This is a genomic window from Streptomyces sp. BA2 (assembly GCF_009769735.1).
Lineage (GTDB): Bacteria > Actinomycetota > Actinomycetes > Streptomycetales > Streptomycetaceae > Streptomyces.
In genome coordinates this window covers 8,274,274-8,291,754 of record NZ_WSRO01000002.1, presented here as the reverse complement: position 1 = coordinate 8,291,754, position 17,481 = coordinate 8,274,274, and the positions used below count along the sequence as shown (strand labels likewise).

The 17,481-nt window shown below is 69.9% G+C and carries 17 protein-coding genes; 3 read left to right on the top strand and 14 right to left on the bottom strand.

Going from position 1 to position 17,481, the window contains the following annotated elements; translation table 11 throughout:
* Positions 1 to 211: 211 nt before the first annotated feature.
* The 4 genes from E5671_RS39715 to E5671_RS39700 all read right to left on the bottom strand — a co-directional run bounded on the left by E5671_RS39715 (position 212) and on the right by E5671_RS39700 (position 4,735).
* Complete coding sequence (locus tag E5671_RS39715) at positions 212 to 1,462, bottom strand: glycoside hydrolase 5 family protein (protein WP_160509061.1); 1,251 nt, start codon at positions 1,460 to 1,462, stop codon at positions 212 to 214.
* A gap of 74 nt (positions 1,463 to 1,536) precedes the next feature.
* Entirely contained in the window at positions 1,537 to 2,382 is an 846-nt protein-coding gene (locus E5671_RS39710) for an ABC transporter permease subunit (RefSeq protein ID WP_160510717.1), read from the bottom strand.
* Between the two features lie 89 nt (positions 2,383 to 2,471).
* The gene (locus tag E5671_RS39705; protein ID WP_160509060.1) at positions 2,472 to 3,404 is read right to left on the bottom strand and encodes a carbohydrate ABC transporter permease; all 933 of its coding nucleotides are present in this window, start codon (positions 3,402 to 3,404) and stop codon (positions 2,472 to 2,474) included.
* Positions 3,405 to 3,427: 23 nt separating this feature from the next.
* Positions 3,428 to 4,735, bottom strand: coding sequence for an extracellular solute-binding protein (locus E5671_RS39700; RefSeq protein WP_336605984.1), 1,308 nt, complete (start codon positions 4,733 to 4,735; stop codon positions 3,428 to 3,430).
* Positions 4,736 to 4,985: 250 nt separating this feature from the next.
* Between E5671_RS39700 and E5671_RS39695 the strand changes: the two genes are divergently transcribed.
* Together E5671_RS39695 and E5671_RS39690 are read left to right on the top strand one after the other, a co-directional pair.
* The gene (locus tag E5671_RS39695) at positions 4,986 to 6,002 is read left to right on the top strand and encodes a LacI family DNA-binding transcriptional regulator (RefSeq protein WP_202121443.1); all 1,017 of its coding nucleotides are present in this window, start codon (positions 4,986 to 4,988) and stop codon (positions 6,000 to 6,002) included.
* A 56-nt stretch (positions 6,003 to 6,058) separates the two neighbouring features.
* Positions 6,059 to 6,526, top strand: coding sequence for a hypothetical protein (locus tag E5671_RS39690; protein ID WP_160509057.1), 468 nt, complete (start codon positions 6,059 to 6,061; stop codon positions 6,524 to 6,526).
* Positions 6,527 to 6,533: 7 nt separating this feature from the next.
* Here the strand turns inward: E5671_RS39690 and E5671_RS39685 are convergent, their stop codons facing one another.
* From E5671_RS39685 to E5671_RS45605, 8 genes are all read right to left on the bottom strand, one after another.
* Positions 6,534 to 6,932, bottom strand: a complete 399-nt coding sequence (locus E5671_RS39685) for a DUF4440 domain-containing protein (protein WP_160509056.1) — start codon at positions 6,930 to 6,932, stop codon at positions 6,534 to 6,536.
* A gap of 56 nt (positions 6,933 to 6,988) precedes the next feature.
* A complete protein-coding gene (locus E5671_RS39680) occupies positions 6,989 to 8,635 on the bottom strand; it encodes an alpha-L-fucosidase (RefSeq protein ID WP_160509055.1) in 1,647 nt (548 codons plus the stop codon).
* Positions 8,636 to 8,684: 49 nt separating this feature from the next.
* The gene (locus E5671_RS39675) at positions 8,685 to 10,628 is read right to left on the bottom strand and encodes a family 20 glycosylhydrolase (protein ID WP_443032811.1); all 1,944 of its coding nucleotides are present in this window, start codon (positions 10,626 to 10,628) and stop codon (positions 8,685 to 8,687) included.
* 157 nt (positions 10,629 to 10,785) lie between these two features.
* The gene (locus E5671_RS39670) at positions 10,786 to 11,052 is read right to left on the bottom strand and encodes a DUF4235 domain-containing protein (protein ID WP_160509053.1); all 267 of its coding nucleotides are present in this window, start codon (positions 11,050 to 11,052) and stop codon (positions 10,786 to 10,788) included.
* The gene (locus tag E5671_RS39665; RefSeq protein WP_160509052.1) at positions 11,049 to 11,486 is read right to left on the bottom strand and encodes a DUF3618 domain-containing protein; all 438 of its coding nucleotides are present in this window, start codon (positions 11,484 to 11,486) and stop codon (positions 11,049 to 11,051) included. Before E5671_RS39665 ends, E5671_RS39670 begins: the two co-directional genes overlap by 4 nt.
* Positions 11,483 to 11,854: a phage holin family protein gene (locus tag E5671_RS39660; RefSeq protein ID WP_160510716.1), complete on the bottom strand. Its 372-nt coding sequence runs from the start codon at positions 11,852 to 11,854 to the stop codon at positions 11,483 to 11,485. Before E5671_RS39660 ends, E5671_RS39665 begins: the two co-directional genes overlap by 4 nt.
* Positions 11,855 to 12,012: 158 nt before the next feature.
* Complete coding sequence (locus tag E5671_RS39655; RefSeq protein WP_237330339.1) at positions 12,013 to 12,999, bottom strand: YihY/virulence factor BrkB family protein; 987 nt, start codon at positions 12,997 to 12,999, stop codon at positions 12,013 to 12,015.
* Positions 13,000 to 13,102: 103 nt separating this feature from the next.
* Complete coding sequence (locus tag E5671_RS45605) at positions 13,103 to 13,276, bottom strand: hypothetical protein (RefSeq protein WP_202122796.1); 174 nt, start codon at positions 13,274 to 13,276, stop codon at positions 13,103 to 13,105.
* Between the two features lie 307 nt (positions 13,277 to 13,583).
* On the opposite strand from E5671_RS45605, the gene E5671_RS39650 reads away from it, so the two are divergent.
* On the top strand, positions 13,584 to 14,417 hold the full coding sequence (locus E5671_RS39650; RefSeq protein ID WP_160509051.1) for an SDR family oxidoreductase: 834 nt from the start codon (positions 13,584 to 13,586) through the stop codon (positions 14,415 to 14,417).
* A gap of 16 nt (positions 14,418 to 14,433) precedes the next feature.
* Here E5671_RS39650 and E5671_RS39645 read toward each other — a convergent pair whose 3' ends face one another.
* Both E5671_RS39645 and E5671_RS39640 read right to left on the bottom strand, forming a co-directional pair.
* Positions 14,434 to 15,981: an SDR family NAD(P)-dependent oxidoreductase gene (locus E5671_RS39645; RefSeq protein WP_202121441.1), complete on the bottom strand. Its 1,548-nt coding sequence runs from the start codon at positions 15,979 to 15,981 to the stop codon at positions 14,434 to 14,436.
* Between the two features lie 70 nt (positions 15,982 to 16,051).
* The gene (locus E5671_RS39640) at positions 16,052 to 17,434 is read right to left on the bottom strand and encodes a wax ester/triacylglycerol synthase family O-acyltransferase (RefSeq protein ID WP_237330338.1); all 1,383 of its coding nucleotides are present in this window, start codon (positions 17,432 to 17,434) and stop codon (positions 16,052 to 16,054) included.
* Positions 17,435 to 17,481 lie beyond the last annotated feature (47 nt).

Below are 17,481 nucleotides of genomic sequence, written 5' to 3'. Positions count from 1 at the left end.
GCCCCTTCCCGAAAACCCGCTCGGCGCGGGGGCCTTACCTGGGGCTCCGCCCCAGACCCCGTACAAGATGGCCTCAATCGCCGGCCGGGCTGATTCTCAGCCCGTCCGGCGATTGAGGACGAACTCGGCGAAGCCAGTGATGACGGCAACCACGGCCCCCGCGCCAGAGCGGGTTCTCGGGAAGGGGCGGGGTTGGGGAGAGATCTTGGGCCTAGCCGACCTCCCCCGGCCGCACGACCTCCCTGATGCCCCGCGCAGCCAAATGCGCCGAGTCACCAACCCTGCTTGCCAACACAGCGGTAGGCCGAACCCCATCCCCCACCAGCCGGACGAACGCCTCGAACACCGCTCCCCCGGGGGCACACTCGGACCGCCGCGAGGTGGAGTCTTCGACCACCACCGCGGTCGTCCGGACCGCAGGCGCGTACTCCCGCCCCCGCCACTCCTTCGCGAGCCGCGCCAGCACCTCGCCCCCCGGCTTGACCCGCCCGTCATTCGTCAACAGGCCCAGGCTGTACTCAAGTTCAGGGAAATCCGCCAGCGAACGCGACACATCGTGCGAGCACCACCACGTCACCCCCCAAACATCCGCGCAGTCCAGCGCCGCCTCCACCGTCGCCTCGGTGAACGACGCCGCGTGCTCCGCGGGGATGAGGGGAGCGGGCGCGCCCACCTCCTGGAGCCATACCGGGCGGTGCGGATCGTCCGCCCACGCCTTGGACAGCTCGATCATGTACGCCGCGTGCTGCGCGGTGGCGAGTCCCTCGCGCCCGTGCCGCTGGGCCGTGCCGTTGAACACCCAGGAGTGCACGGCGGTCGCGCCGCCGAGGCGTGCGGCCTGGGCCGGGGTGAAGGGCTGGTCGTCCTGGTACCAGGCGGCGTCGTACTCGGCATGGAGGTGCAGCTTCCCCGGAGCGCCCTCCTCGCACGCGGCGAGCACCCGCCGCAGCCACTCCCCCGCCTGGTCCTGCGTGATGCGGTCCGGATCGGGATGCGGGCCCGCCGAGAACTGGTTCACCTCGTTGCCAATGGTCATGCCGATGAAGTTCGGCCGGTCGGCGAGCGCGGCGGCGAGCGTACGCAGGTACGCGACCTCGCCCTCCACCACGTCGGGGTCGGTGAAGATGTTCCGCCGGTGCCACGTCTGCGTCCACGCGGGCAGGAAGTCGAAGCTCGACAGGTGCCCCTGCAGTCCGTCGACGTTGACGTCGAGCCCACGCTCGGCCGCGGCGTCCGCGAGGGCGACGAGCTGCTCCACGGCGCGCGGCCGGATCAGGGTGCGGTTGGGCTGGAAGTACGGCCAGATCGGGAAGACCCGGATGTGGTCGAGGCCGAGTCCGGCGATCGCGTCGAGGTCGGCGCGCACGGCGTCGATGTCGAAGTCGAGCCAGTGGTGGAACCACCCCTTGCTGGGGGTGTAGTTCGCGCCGAAGCGCGGCACATCAGCAGGCGTGCGAGGCATACGAGTCCTGGTTCTCGGGGGTGCGGGGGCCCGGGAGCGAAGCCCGGGGGTGCAGAGATGCGGAGTGCGGCGGCTCAGCCCTTGACGGCCCCCTCGCCCACCCCGCGGAAGAAGTACCGCTGGAGACAGGCGAAGAGCACGATCAGCGGAAGCACGGCGATGACCGTGCCCGCGGCGACGAGCCGTTCGTCGTTGGCGAAGGTGCCGTGCAGATAGTTCAGGCCGATGGTCAGGGTGAACCTGTCCGGGTCGCTCAGCACGATCAGCGGCCACAGGAAGTCGTCCCAGGCGCCCATGAAGGCGAAGATCGCGACCACGGCGAGCGTGCCCTTGACCGCGGGCAGGGCGATCCTCAGGAAGCGTTGCCAGACGTTCGCGCCGTCGACGTACGCGGCTTCCTCGATCTCGTACGGCAGGTTCAGGAAGGCGTTGCGCATCAGGAGGACGTTGAGCGCGGAGACGCAGCCGGGCAGCAGCACCCCGATGAGGGTGTTGTTCAGGCCCAGCTCCCGCATGGTCGTGAACTGGGCGATGATGATGCCCTCCACGGGCACCAGCATGGCGAGGATGAAGACCACCGTGGCCGCCTTGCGGCCCCGGTAGCGCAGGCGCGCGAGGGCGTAGCCGGCGAGCGTGGCGCCCACGCAGTTGGTCACCACGTTGGCGGCGGCCACCTTCAGGGAGTTGAGCGCGTAGTCCCAGACAGGGATGGTGTCGGCGACCCGCTCGTAGTTGTGGAGGGTCGGGCTGCTCGGCAGGAACTGGGGCGGCGAGCTGAAGATGTTCTCGTGCGGGCCCTTCAGGGATGTGGAGAGCTGCCACAGGAAGGGGCCGATCATCAACGCCAGTACGGCGAGCAGGAGTACGTAGCGCAGGACGATCTCCCATACGGGCATCCTGCGGCCGTTCTCGTCGGTGATCCGGCCGCGCCTGCGGGCGCCGGCCTTGCGGACCCTCCCCTCCGCCTTCCGCTCCGCCTGCTCGGTCTTCCGCGTGTCCGTCGCGATGCTCACGCGTCCTCCTTCCGGTCCGCGCGCAGCACCAGCAGCATCAGCGCGACGGTGACGACGAAGACGACGACCGAGATGGCCGACGCGTACCCGACGCGGCCGGTCAGGCCGGTGCCGACGCGCTGCACCAGCATCACGAGCGTGGTGTCCTCGCCCGCGGGGCCGCCGTTGGGCCCGGCCATCAGGTAGACCTCGCTGAACACCTTGAAGGCGGCGACCGAGGACAGCGCGGCGACCAGGACCATCGTGGAGCGCACGGCGGGCACGGTGACCGTGAAGAAGCGGCGCACCGCGCCCGCGCCGTCCACCGATGCTGCCTCGTGGAGTTCACGGGGCACGTTGGCGAGCGCCGCCAGGTAAATGATCATGTAGTAGCCGAGGCCCTTCCAGACCGTGACGGCCATGGCGCTCAGGAGGAGCAGCCACTGGTCGCTGAGGAAGCCGACCGAGCCGACGCCCACCGCCTCCAGCACCGCGTTGACCAGGCCCCGTTCATCCAGCATCCACACCCAGATCAGGCCCACCACGACGATGGACGCGACCACCGGCGTGTAGAAGGCGGACCGGAAGAAGGTCATGCCGGGGATGTGCTTCTGGACGAGCATCGCGAGCAGCAGCGGCAACAGGACGAGCGCGGGGACGACCCCGACGATGTAGAGCGTCGAGTTGCGAAGCCCGATCCAGAACATGTCGTCGTGCAGCAGCTCCCGGAAGTTGTCCAGGCCGACGTACTCCCCCGGGATCAGGGTGCGCTTGTCGGTGAAGGAGTTGATGAGCGTGCTGACGAACGGATAGAGGATGAAGATGCCGACGATCAGCAGCCCGGGGGCGGCGAACAGCCAGGGGCTGGAGGGTAGTTGACGTCTGATACGGCTGCGCGGACCGCGGTCGGCGGCGGCACGGGGAACGGTGGCGGCGGTGGAGCTCTTCATGGTGGTGGTCCCGTGTCGTCTTCTCAGCTCTGCTTCAGCAGCCGGTCGCAGTTCTTGACAGCGTTGTCAAGCGCTTCCTTGGGGCTCTCCTTGCCTTGCAGCGCACGGGCGACGGCGTTGCGCAGCTCGATCTTCATCTGCTCGCTGAACAGCACGGGTGTGTAATTCACCGCGGTCTTGACGGACTTGGCGGCGGCGACCCGCACGCGCGTGTCATCGGTGCCGTCCTGCTCGGTGAAGTACGGGTCGTCGAGCGAGCCTTCCGTACTGGGGAAGATCGCCACCTTCTTGGCGAAGGACATCTGGCGCTGCGCGTCCGTCACGTAGTGGGCGAAGGCCACGGCCGCGGGCGTCTGCTTGGTGCGGGTGTTCACCATCACGCCCATCACATACATGTTGTCCTTGCCGGTGTTGGTGAGCTGCGGGGTGATCCCGATGTTCTTGTAGAGGCCGGGTGCCTCCTTCTTGAACTTGCCGAGGTCCAGGGCGCTTCCGGGGTTCATGGCGACGGCCTCGGTGAGGAACTTCTTCCCGGTCGACTCGGGCGTGGCGTTGAGCGCCTGCCCGTCCAGGGCCTTCGCGTCGTACAACTTCTTGTACTCGGTGAGGAGTTCGACGCCCTTGGGGCCGTTGAAGGTGAACTTGGTCCCGTCCTTGTCCATCAGCGGGACGCCGTACCGCCCGAAGTCCTCGATGGTGGGGATGTTGGCGAGCGTGGCGGTCCTGCCCTTGCTCTTCTTCGCCAGCTGCAGCGCACTGTCGAAGAGTTGGTCGTACGTCTTCGGGGGCTTGTCGGCGTCGAGCCCGGCGTCCTTGAAGATCCGCTTGTTGTAGAAGAGCGGCCCGGTGTTCAGGTACCAGGGGAAGGCGTACGTCCCCTCCGTGCCCGGTATCTGGTGGCTCTTCCACGCCCCCGGCAGGTACTCCTTCTCGTACTTCCCCGCGGCCTTGTCCAGGTCGAGCGCGAGTCCGGCCTTGGCGAGCGGGGCCACCAGGTCGGGCGAGACGTTGACGACGTCGGGGAGGGTGCCGGCCGCGGCGTCGGCGCTGATCTTGTCGGCGTAGCCCTCGCCGGGCTGATCGACCCAGTTCACCTTCGTGCCGGGGTACTTCTTCTCGAAGCCGTCGACGACGCCCTCGAAGTACGACTTGAAGTTGGCCTTCAGGTTCCAGGTCTGGAAGGTGATCTCGCCCTCGATCTTGCCGGACGCGTCGGTCGATCCGCCGCCGTCGCCTCCGTCGCCGCACGCGCTCAGCGGCAGGAGCACGGCGATGGCGGCGGCAGCGGCGGCTGCCCTTCTGGGGATGCGGGGGTGGTGGGAGATGCGCACGGTGAAACGGCTCCTTTGCTCGGCCCAGCGTGAGGCAGACCTTGCATGGAACGCCGGTAAAAAGTCAATGGATTCGTTGAATAATCCCGGACGCCTCATCAACTACGCAGGTCAGTGGGGTGCGTTGAACTTCTTGCGGGGATCGACTAATGCGCTTTAGAGTGGGCTGGCTCAAGCGCATTAGTATGCGCTCCACAGGAAAGGGGCAACACCGGTGCAAGGCAAGCGGTCCCCGGCACGCCGGCCGACCATGAAGGACATCGCGCGCCGCGCCGGAGTCTCCGAGAGCGCCGTTTCCTTCGCGCTCAACGACCGGCCCGGAGTCTCCGAGGTCACCCGCGACCGGGTCCGCAGGGTCGCCGAGCAGCTGGGCTGGCACCCGAGCACGGCGGCGCGCGCACTGTCCGGTGAGGGTTCGGCGACGGTGGGTCTCGTGGTGGCGCGGCCCGCCGGGACGCTGGGCGTCGACTCGTTCTTCCTGCAGCTGATCTCGGGCATCCAGGAGGTCCTGGCGGAGCGTCAACTGGGCCTGCTCTTCCAGGTGGTGGAAGACGTGAGCGCCGAGTGCGCGGTCTACCAGCGGTGGTGGGCCGAGCACCGCGTGGACGGCGTCATCGTCGTGGATCCGCGCACGGACGATCCACGTCCGGCGCTCCTCGACGATCTCGGGCTCCCCGCGGTGGTGACGGGCGGCGTGCCGGACCCGGAGGCGCACCACCCAGGTCTCTCCACCGTCTGGGCGGACGACGCGGGCGCGATGGCGTCGGTGGTGGACCATCTGCACGCCCTCGGCCACCGCCGCATCGTGCACATCGCGGGGCTGCCCGGCCTCGCCCACACGGAGCGGCGGATCAGGACGCTGCGGGCCGAGGCGGAGCGGCGGGACCTCTCCGAGGTCCGCTCGGTGACCACGGACTACTCCGACGCGGAGGGTGCCGCGGTGACACGCCGGGTGCTTCGTGCCGCGTCACCGCCGACGGCTCTGGTGTACGACAACGACGTGATGGCCGTCGCCGGGGTCGCCGCGGCGGCCTCGCTCGGCTTCGCCGTGCCGGGGGACGTATCGGTGATCGCGTGGGAGGACTCGGCGCTGTGCCGGATGGTGCACCCGTGGCTGACGGCGCTCTCACGCGACACGGTGTCCTTCGGCCGGACGGCGGCGCGCGAGCTCCTGTCCCTCCTGGACAACGGCCCCGCGGCCACGGTCCAGGTACCGCTGCCCACGCTCATCGAGCGGGAGAGCACGGGGCGGGTGTCCGGGGGCTGAGCCGCCCGCCGCCCCTGTGGCGCAGGACTGTCGTACCCCGCGAGTACGGTGCCGGCATGGCGGACATCTACGAAGTCTCGATAGCGATGGACCTGCGTGACGGTCTCTCCGAGGAGGAGGTCGCCGAGCTCCGGTGGCATCTCGGCCTCGGCCCCCGGCCGGTGACACTGACGGTGGTGCGAGAGTTCCCGATCGTGGTGGAGGACGACGAGGGTGTACTCGACACGGAAGACTTCCCTGTGCCGCTCCTGGCATCCCGAGGCGAGGCCTGGAAGGCGGGCGGTGCTCTCACCTCCCTGCTGCTGCGGCGCGCGAAAGGTGGCTGGGCGCTGACGTCCCGGCAGGAGATCCACCCCGACGACTTCGATCGCCTCGGCGAACTGCTCACCTGGCTGGCGGCCAAGGCCTTTGATCACCACGAGCGGTTCGACGGATCTGTCCGCGTCGGTTGGATCAGGTTCTACGAGGAGGACGAGACCCGTCCCCTGGCAGTGCGGGACGGCGGGGTCGAGTGGCCCACGTGAGCGGCGGTCAGGGCTTGTCGTACCAGGAGAACGCCGCGATCCGCCATCCCTCCGGGGTGCGGACGAACTGGATGGTCTTGGTCCCGTCTCCCTCGAAGGGTTCGCCGTCCAGTGTCCCGGACTTGCTGTACGTGCCGAACCGCGAGGCGATGTCCCCCTCGATCTCGGTCTTCTCGGAGGTCTCCCACTCGGAGAACACGACCAACCGGCCTTCGTTCAGGAGCCGTTCGCGGGGCTCGATGGACTCTTCCACCGTGTAGACCCTGTAGTCGGGGCCGGTCACGACGATCACGCCACCCGGGATGACCAGGCGGCGGATCCGGGCCACGTCTGCGGCCCGGCCGCCACGGTTGTCGAAGGCGCCGTAGAACTCGGCGGTCACGGCGTCGATCTCGTTCTTGGACATGGCCGCGACGGTAACACCGGTGCGGCACAGCTCACTTGGGCCCCCTGGAGAAACCCCTACACCCGCGACCGGTACAGCCCGAACTCCGCGAGCCGCACCGCTCCACGCGACCCCGTCACCCGGAGCCGCCACTCCCGCGCCCGTACCGGCGTGGCCAGCGTCAGGACCCGGCTGGCTCCCACCGTGGCCACCTCGGTCACCAGGGACCAGCCGGCCTCGCCGGACACCCGCGCCTCGATCACCGCCTTCTCCAGCTGCTGACCCCGCCGGATGTCCTCCCCGAGCCGGATCCGGTCGACCTCGCGCGCCTTGCCCAGGTCGAGCGTGAGCGTCCCCCGAGAGGGCGCCGGGCACGCCCATGCCGTATCCGGGTCGCCGTCCACCGCGTACGACGGACGGCGGCCGTCACCTCGGGCCCGCGCGCCCCGCGCGAAGTCCTCCGGCAGTTCCCGGCCGATCCGCTCGTGGAACTCCCGCAGCCGCGCCACGTCCGCCTCAGGGAGCAGGCCGCGCTTGTCCGGAGGGATGTTGAGGAGCAGCACGGAGTTCCGGCCCACCGAACGGAACCAGATGTCCGTCAACTGCTCTACGGACTTGGGCTGTTCGTCCTCGTGATAGAACCAGCCCGGCCTGATCGATACGTCGCACTCCGCCGGCCACCACTGCACGTACTGGGCGACCGCCCTCGCCTCGGCAAGCGCCTCCCTGCTTCCCTGGTCGGGCGCGTCGTACTTCAGGGCGTAGTCGATGCTGCCGTTCCCCGAGTCCTTGACGGGGACGACGCTCCACTCGTCCTCACGCGCGAGCCCGCCCTCGTTGCCGACCCACCGGACGTCGGGGCCGCGCACGGCGACCGTCGCGTTCGGGGCCAGGGCACGGATGACGGCGTACCAGCTGTCCCAGTCGTACGTCTCGACCTTCTCCGGCGGGATGCGTCCCTGCGCTCCGTCGAACCACACCTCGTCGATGGGCCCGTACTCGGTGAGCACCTCGTACAGCTGGTTGAGCATGTGCGCGCCGTAGTCGGTCGCGTCGAGCGTGAACGACCGTACGGCTGCGGCGTCCGCCCGGTCGTCGCCATCGACCGGTGTGGGAATGGTGCGTCGTGAGCGGGCGCTGCCGTTGGCGTAGACGCCGTGCAGGTACTGGTTCTCGTCGGCGGGTGAGATGTAGACGCCCACCTTGATGCCGTACCGGCGCAGCGAGTCGGCGAACGAGCGCAGCACGTCGCCCTTCCCGCCCCGCCAACTGCTGCTCACCACACTGTGTTTGGTGTAACGGGAGGGGTAGAGCACGAAGCCGTCGTGATGCTTGACCGTGAGGATGGCGAGCTTGAATCCGCCGTCACGCAGGGCCCGTGCCCACTGGTCGGTGTCGAGGCCTGCCGGCTGGAAGACGTCGGGGTCCTCGTCGCCCGTGCCCCATTCGAGGCCGGTGAAGGTGTTGACCCCGAAGTGCAGGAACGCGGTCTGTTCGAGCCGCTGCCAGGCTATCTGCCGTTCCGTAGGCCGGACTTGGGAGGCTTTGGCGACGACTTCGTCCGGGGTGTCCTTGGGGCTGATCGGGATGCGGTAGGGCGGTTCAGGAGCGGCGGCCGCGGCCGTCCCGATGGAACCGGGTGCCGCGAGGGCGACGGAACTGCTCGACGCGGCGACGGCCGTGGTGACGGCGGCGGTCACGAAGAGACGTCTGCTGACAGTCATGGGTGTGCGGGTCTCCCTGTCGGAACTCGGGGCCATCGGATCGGCGGGTTCAGCGGGTGGTCAAGGTCCAGACTGCCGGGGTCTGTTGATCGGCCGGGAACTGCTGAAGCCGCCCGTCCTCGGCGGCGTACACGGACATCTGCGTGATCGCGTTCGTCAGCCGGTAGCCGTCCCCCGTCTTCGTCAGCTGCCAGCGCTGCAAGGTGTTCGCCGCGTCGCACGTCTCACGCGTGACCGAACTGCCGGGCTCCAGCGGAACGTTGAGCGTGAGCCTTCCGCTGCGGGTCTCCAGGCAGGTGGCGTCCGACGTGGACTTCAGCGTGACGTAGCCGTCGGCGGTGCGCTTGATCTCGTAGGCGGCGGGTTCCGCATGCCCCTTGGTGTCCCGCAGGGTGTACGTACCGTCCGCCACCGGCGTCTTCGTCAGGTCCCGCCAACCGGGCGCGTGTCCAACGGCCTTGGCGCGCGCGGTGAAAGCGGCGTACGTCGGGTCCGGGTGTGCGGAACCCCAGGTGACCTGGGCGACATGGCTGAGCGGCATCGCCATGGAGGCCGCGACCTCGTTCTCGGTCTCGCCCCTGCCGTTGTCCGGCCACAGGCTGATCTTCGCCCCGGTGATCCCGTCACGCGACGCGAGCTTCTCGCCCTCGAAGCTGCGCGGGTCCCACGCCTTGTCGTACAGCGCCTTGGTGTCGGTGTGGAAGCCGCCTCGGACGAGGTAGAGGGAGTAGGCGGCGTTCTGCAACGGGTAGCCCTGGGCGATGAGCTGGCTGGGTTTCGTCTTTACGTCGAGCCAGTGCTCCACGGTCGTCTCCGCCGCGACCGGCACCGTGTTCGCGCCGGTCAGGCCGTCGTTCCAGATGCGCAGCCGCTTGCCCTTGCCGGTCGCGTACGCGTGCACCCGGTTCACGAAGTCGACGAAGGCGTCCTGCGGGGTCGCCTTCTCGCCGTACTTCTTCTTCGCGTATTCGAGGATGTGGGGGTACTTGGCGAAGTCGGAGCCGAGCATGTACTCGTCGGCGCCCATGTGCCAGGACTTCGCGGGGAACACCTCGGCGTACTCGTCGATGAGGCTCGTGTAGTACGCGAAGGCCTCGTCCTTGGTGATGTCGAGGCGCGAGGGCTGCGGCTTCCCGTCGGAGTCGGTGAGCTGGAGGTCGGTGCGCTTCTCCAGCCAAGGGTCCATGTGGCCGGGCGAGTTGATCTCGGGGATGATCGTGACGTGGTACTTCTCGCCGAGGGCGACGAGGCGGCGTATCTCGCTCTTGGTGTAGTAGCCCCAGCTGTTGGCCTCGGGGTGCTTCTCGCTCTTCACCTTGAGTTCGAGGAGCATCTGGTTCTGCTTGTTGTACGCCATGTCGCGTACGAGGTTCTCCAGCCAGGGCGTCGAGATGTGGATGTAGCAGGCGCAGACGCCTACTCCGCGCTCCTTGTACTGGGGGACGTCGACCGTGCGTCCGGCCGGTACGCGGTCGCCCTGGGCCAGGAGTTGGAGGAGCGTGCGGGTGCCGTAGAAGGCGCCGGTCCCGGTCGCGCCGGTGATCTCCAGGCGTTTGCCCGCCCGGAGTTCGTACCCTTCGGCGCCGAGCGGCTTTCGCGCGGGGGCGATGCCGATCACGATGTCGCCGTCGCGCGGGGTACCGCCGGTGACCGGCACCCGGCCCTCGCCCGCGGCGTGCAGATCGTCGGCGAGGGTGCGGGCGACTTCGCGCGCTGCCTGCCCGTGGGCGACGAGCCGGGTGCCGGGGCCGTAGGCGTAACTCCCCTTCCCCGGCGTCCAGTCGGCCAGGGCGGGGACGGTGCGGGGCGGGTCCGCGGCGGGCCGCGGGCTCCCAGCGGCTTGCGGGCTCCCGACGGCCTTCGGGCTCCCAGCGGCCTGCGGGCTCCCGACGGCCTGGGCCGCCGGGACGGGCGCCGCGAGCAGCAGCAGGGCCACCGCGGCGCCTCTCATCCGGCGTAGCCGCGCACGGGGAGCGCGGCGCATCATGCGCATGTCAGTCATGACATCCGATGATTCAAGTGGCCCCGGAGGGTGTCAATGCATTGCTCTCAGCGGGGACTTGGACATTTACGTAGCCCCACACCGACCCATCGGATGAATACGGGCCAGGCTCGCCCTACTGTCAGCCCGTCCAAGCTCGCCCTACTGGTCAGCCCGGCCAGGTGCCCGTCAGCCGACGCGTCGCGACAGCGCCACCGCGGTCGACGGCCGCCTTGACCACGGCGAAGATCGCGCCCTGCAACGTGGCCGCCAGCAGAATCTCGCCCCAGCCGCGGTCCTCGTCGGTGGCGTCGGGCGCGTCCTCGTCATGTCCTGCCATCTTCCACGCCTGTTTGAAGAGCCCGCCCGCGGCCATACCGGCGAGCGCGCCGAGCGCCATCCCGACCGGCTTGTACGCGATCTTCGATGCCTTCACACCGCGCTCCCGTGCTTCCTCTTGCGCCGCACCAGTACGTACGCGACCACCAGCGCCGCGCCACCCGCGAGGTAGCCGGCGCGGCGGCTTCGAACCTGCTCCGGCGCCTTGTCCTGCCACACCTCCGTGGCCTGCCCGGCGGCGGCCTTCACCTGGCCGGTGGCGACGGCGGCCTTGTCCTTGACCTGGTCGGGGACCTTGTCCTGCAGCACATGGGCGGCCTCGGTGGCCTTCGCCCTGGCCTGCTCACTCAGCTCCGCGGCCTTCGTGGCCGTCTGGCCCTTGATGGCGACCGCCTTCTCCTGCGCGCGGGCCTTGACGTCCGTCTTGGCCGCCAGCGCCTCGACCGTCTCTCCCAGGTCGTGGCGGGTCCGCTCGACCTTCGCACGCAGTTCCCCGGCGCCGGCGGTGTGCTTGTCGTGGGGCTGGTTCATCGTTGTGCACTCTCCTTGATCTCTGCGACATCGGCCTTCACGCCGCCGATGGCCTCTTCGGGGATCGGCGGGGCAGCCCGGCCGACTTCCTTCTTGCCGGTCAATGCCAGTACCGCGGCGATCAGACCGAGGACGGCGGTGACGATCAGTCCCGCGGCCCACACCGGAAGCGGCACCGCGAGCGCGGCGATCGCGGTGGCGACGAGGGCCTGCAAGGTGAGGAAGCCGACGAGTCCGGCTCCGCCGAACAACCCACTGCCCTTGCCGTAGCGCCTGGTCTTCTCCTTCATCTCGGCCTGCGCCAGACGCATTTCGCCGCGCACCAGCTCCGTCAGCTGCTGTGAGGCGCGCTGCACCAACTCGCCCACCGGCTCGTTGTGGTGAGCGCTCTGGCCGGCGCTGTCACGGCCGGTGGTGTGCGGGCCTGTCTGGGCCATCGTCATCAACCTCCTGTCTGTTCGGCGGCCGAGTACCCCGATCTCCGGCATCGGCACATGGTCAAGGCCCGCGGACGCGGCGGGCGGTGTCATTCGTCCATGCGGCGACGGTCCTGCTCGTCCCAGGCGCGGGTGTCGCGGGGCGGTACGTAGGGCTCCTCCTCCGGCGGAAGCCCACCGGCGATCGCACGCTGGCGGGACAGCTCCGCGTCAAACTCCAGGCCGAGCAGGATCGCGATGTTGCTGATCCACAGCCACACCAGGAAAATGATCACTCCGGCCAGCGCGCCGTAGGTCTTGTTGTAGGAACTGAAGTTCCCTACGTAGAAGGCGAATCCGGCGGAGGCGATCAGCCAGATCACCAGGGCGAGCACGCTGCCGGGGGTGATCCACCGGAAGCCCCGGCCCTTCACGTTCGGCGTCGCCCAGAACAGCAGCGCGATCATGAAGGTCACCAGGACGACCAGGACAGGCCACTTCGCGATCGCCCACACCGTCAGAGCCGCGTCGCCGAACCCCAGGGCCGAACCCACGGTGCGCGCGAGACCGCCGGTGAACACCACGATGACCGCGCTGATGACCGCGAGCAGGAGCAGCACCACCGTCACGCCCACCCGGACCGGCAGCACCTTCCATATGGGCCGCCCCTCCGGCATGTCGTAGACGGCGTTGGCGGTGCGGATGAACGCCCCTACGTACCCGGACGACGCCCACACCGCGAGCACGATGCCGACCACCGCCATCAGGGAGCCGACACCGCCCCGGCCCTCCAGCTGCCGCACGGCGTCGCTGATGATGTCCCGCGCCGAGCCGGGCGCGAGCTCCTCGAGGTTCTCGAGGAGCGAGTCGATCGCCGATTTCCCGACCACGCCGAGCAGAGAGACCAGCACGAGGATCGTCGGAAACAGCGAAAGCACTCCGTAGTAGGTCAGTGCCGCCGCCCGGTCGGTCAGCTCGTCGTCCTGGAACTCCCGGACCACGCCGGTGAGCACCGCCCGCCAGGACCGCTTCGGCAGTTGTGTCGGTTCCTCCGGCGCGCCGTCCTCGCTGCGCCCGGCATCCGATGTTCCGTTCATGCTTCCCGGAGTAACCCGCAACCGCCGGGCCATGCGCGCCACGCCCGAAACGCCGCGTGCCCCCGGCCGGGGTCGGCAGGGGGCACGCGGCGAAGCGAAGGGATCAGTCGATACCGGGGAGGATGTGCGGCTCCGCGAGGTCGTCCTCGTAGCCGGCGAGACGGATCGGGGCCGCTTTCGCCCACGAGTCCAGGTTGCTGAGCTTGCGTGGTCTGCTGACCCGCTCGCTGCTGTGTTCCGCCGGTCGCTTTTCCTGCTTCGTCAGATCTGGTGTCACCGCGCACTCCTTTGTGTCGCGTAACGGAAGGACAAGGGCTGTTCGGGTCGCGGTGGCGCCGTCGTTCGGGCGGGATCGCGGCCAGGGTTACAAGCCTGTCCCGGGGCGGCACAGGGGTACTTGTGGATCCCTAGAGGCCGTCCGTTCGCCTCACATTAACCAAATGAGCGGGCCCGCGCTCTATGGGTTCGACCGAAGGGGTGGATTTCAGACAGTTCGTTACGGTGTGCGGGTGACCGACGGGCCGGAATCTTTCCAACGAGTCGGCGCCATGGGTCTTTCCAGGCCTCCATGGGACCGTACGGAGATGACTTCTGCGCAGGCACGGGAGGGCGCGGTGGCTCTGGTGACCGGAGCCTCGCGAGGGATCGGGCTCGCCGCCGCGCGGGCTCTCGCCGAGTCCGGACATCGCCTTGTGGTGACCGCCCGCGACCCGGACGCACTGGAGGCGGCGGTGGCCGGGCTGCGCGCGGACGGCGCGGAGGCCGTCGGGTGCGCGGGCGGCGTGGCTGATTCCGGTCGGGCGGAGGCATGCGTGGCTCTCGCGGTCCGGGAGTTCGGGCGGCTCGACGTCCTGGTGAACAACGCCGCGACGAACGCCCCTTACGGCGCGCTGATGGACGTCGACCTCACCCGGTGGCGCGCCGCGTTCACGGTGAACGTCGAGGCCGCGCTGCGCCTGACGCAGCTCGCCTGGCGGGCCTGGATGAGCGAGCACGGCGGCGCGGTGGTGAACATCTGCACCGAGGGCGCCTCCCATGTGGGGCCGAACGTGGGCGCGTACGGCACCAGCAAGGCGGCGCTCCTGCACCTGACCGCCCAACTCGCGGGCGAACTGGCGCCCTTGGTGCGGGTCAACTCCGTGTCCCCCGGCCTCATCCGCACCGAGATGGCCCGCTTCGTGTGGGACGGCGCCGAGGATCAGCTCGCCGCGAGCCTGCCGCTCGGCCGCATCGGCGAACCGGAGGACGTCGCGCGGGCAGTGGCATGGCTGGTCTCGGATGCGGCCGAATGGGTGACGGGCGCGGATGTGCTGGTGGACGGTGGTACGCGGGTGCGGGCCGCCGCCGGCGCGACCTTCTCGTACGCGGTGCACGAGCGGCTGCGGGCGGCGGCGGGCGGAGCCACGGACAAGGCCTGACGCCGCCCGCGCGTGGCTACCACTTGCCGGGCGCGTAGTCCTTCAGGAAGACGCCGAAGAGGTCCTCGCCCGCCTCGCCCCGCACGATCGGGTCGTAGACCCGGGCCGCGCCGTCGATCAGGTCGAGCGGGGCGTGGAAGCCCTCGTCGGCCAGGCGCAGCTTGTCGTAGTGCGGGCGCTCGTCGGTGATCCAGCCGGTGTCGATCGAGGTCATGAGGATGCCGTCGGTCTGGAACATCTCCTGGGCGCTGGTCCGCGTCACCATGTTCATGGCGGCCTTCGCGGCGTTCGTGTTCGGGTGGCCCGCGCCCTTGTAGCCGCGGCCGAAGACGCCCTCCATCGCCGAGACGTTGACCACGTACGAGCGGCCGCTCGACGCCTTCTTCGCGGCGTCGGCCATCGCCCCACGCAACGCGCTGATCAGGATGAACGGCGAGGTGTAGTTGCACAGCTGGGTCTCGAGGAGCTCCACCGGGGAGATCTGCTCGATGGTCTGCACCCAGGTGTTGCTGTCGACGACGTCCGGGACGAGGCCGCCCGCGTCGATGGCGGTGCCGTCGAGGTGCCGGGCGACGCTGGCGTTGCCCGCGACGAGGGCGAGGTCGGCGACCTGCTGCGCGTCCAGGCCGCTGGTGCCGACGGGCAGGGCGGCAAGGCTGTCCACCGCGCCGGAATTGAAGGCGCCGATGACGGAATGGGCGGGCAGCTCGCCTGCGGGCAGCGGCGCGCCCTCGCCGTCGACCAGGGCGGCGTACGCGGAGGGCAGGCGGCGCACGGTCTGCGTCGCGTTGTTGATCAGGATGTCGAGGGGTCCCGCCGCGGCGAGCCGCTCGGCAAGCGCGACGGACTGGGCCGGGTCGCGCAGGTCTATGCCGACGATCTCCAGGCGGTGCAGCCAGTCGGCCGAGTCGTCCATCGCCTTGAAGCGGCGGATGGCGTCCTTGGGGAACCGCGTCGTGATGGTGGTGTGGGCGCCGTCGCGAAGGAGGCGCAGCGCGATGTACATGCCGATCTTGGCGCGGCCGCCGGTGAGCAGGGCGCGCTTGCCGGTGAGGTCGGTGCGGGCGTCGCGCTTGGAGCGGTTCAGGCGGGCGCAGTCCGGACAGAGCTGGTGGTAGAAGTAGTCGACTTCCACGTACCGGGTCTTGCAGGTGTAGCAGGAGCGCGGGCGCTGGAGTATCCCCGCGAGCCTGCCCTCCTCGGTCTGCGAGGAGGGCAGAAGACCCTCGGTCTCGTCGTCGATGCGCTCGGCGGAGCCGGTGGCGGTGGCCTCGGTGACGGCCTTGTCGTGCGCGGTCTTGGCGGCCCGGCGCTCCTGACGGCGGCGCTGCTTCACGGTGCGGTAGATCCCGGCCGTGGCGCGGCGCACCGCGATCGCGTCGGGGTGGTCGACGTCGAGCTTGTCCAGCTCGTCGAGCACGGCGAGGCAGACGGCGAGCCGGTCGGGGTCGATGCCGGGGCCGAACGAGTCCGCGGACGCCTGCGTCTCGGCGGAGTCAGCAAACTCGGCCTCCTGGGGCTCGGCCGAACCGGCAGCCTCCAGGCTGTCCTCTGTCACCGTCATCGCCGCTGTCCTCGCGTCACTCATGCCGCGGCTCGTCTGGGTGACCGCGGAAGCTCCAAAGAAGAGAACTTTACGTAGCGACGGCCCCCTCTACCAAACGCGGACGGTTTACGCACGCTTCGACGAGCCCCGCGAGCTCCTCCCGCACGCTCCGCGCGAGAACGTCCAGGTCGGGTACGGCGGCCGCGTCCGCGACCAGACCGAAGTGCACCCGGCCCCGGAACGTCGACACCGCGACGGCCAGTGCCTGCCCCTGGGCGAGCGGCGCGAAGGGGTACACGGCGGTGAGCGGGCACCCGCCGAGTTTCAGGCCGAGGCTGGGCAGCGGGACGCTGGTCACCAGGATGTCGAAGAGCAGCCGGGCGGCCTGCGCGACGACGGGACCGCCGATGCGGTGGCCGATCGGCGGCACATGATCGGCGAGCAGGGCGACCGCACCCGCGCCGCGGCCGGGCCCCGCGTGCTTGTTGCGGTCCATGGCGGCCCGCACCGCACGCAGCCGCGCGACCGGGTCCGGATCACCGACGGGAAGCCGGACCAGATACCCGGAGAGCCGGTTGCCCGGCGGCTGCGCGGTGCGCGGCCTGCGCCGGGAGACGGGGACCAGGGCGCGCGGCTCCACCCCCTCGCTGCCGTCGCCCCGCTCGTCGAGCCAGCGGCGCAGCGCTCCGGCGACCACGGCGATCAGTACGTCGTTGACGGTGCCGCCCACGGTCTTGCGCACGCGGTGCACGTCGTCCAGGTCGAGCAGCACCCCCGCGGTGCGCCGCGTGCCGGTGGCCTGTGACGTGAGGGCGGCCGATGACCGTACGCCCCAGGTGGCGCGGGCGACGGACGAACCGATGTCCAGGGCCTGCCCCACGTCGCTGACGGTGTCGCGGACCAGTCCCGGCAGCTTGCGCGGGTCCGGCAGCCAGGACCACCGGGAGGTCTCGGGCCCGGCGGGCGCCGGACGGACGGCGGGCAGATCGGTGGGGTCCATCACCGCGGCGGCGAGCATCAGGGCACGCAGCCCGTCGGCGAGGGCGTGGTGGAACTTGAAAAGCACGGCGAAGGAGGTGCCGTCGTCCCCCGGCAACACATGCGCCTCCCACGGCGGCCTGCCGCGCTCCAGAGGGCGCTGCATGAGCACACCGGCCGCCTCGTGGAAGTCGCGTGCGGGCTCGGCGAGGCGGACGTGGTCCAGCGGGTCGAAGTCGTGCGCGGCGGCGCGGACGGCCCCGCCGACCGGCAGCCAGACGGAACGGATCCGCAGCCGCAGTCCCGGCACGGCGGCCGCGCGTGAGGCGAGCAGCTGGGCGGCACGCTCGGCCGCGCCCGGCGAGTCGGCATCGAAGACGCCGAGGGCCCCCAGGTGCATGGGGTGCTCGGCGGACTCGATGTTCCAGAAGGCGAGGTCGAGAGGGGCGAGCAGGTCTGAGGGCTCAGCAGTCTGCGCTTTCAACGGGTTCAACGGGCTGCTCTCGCGTCGAGGACGATGCGGGGGATGGCATGAGCGTG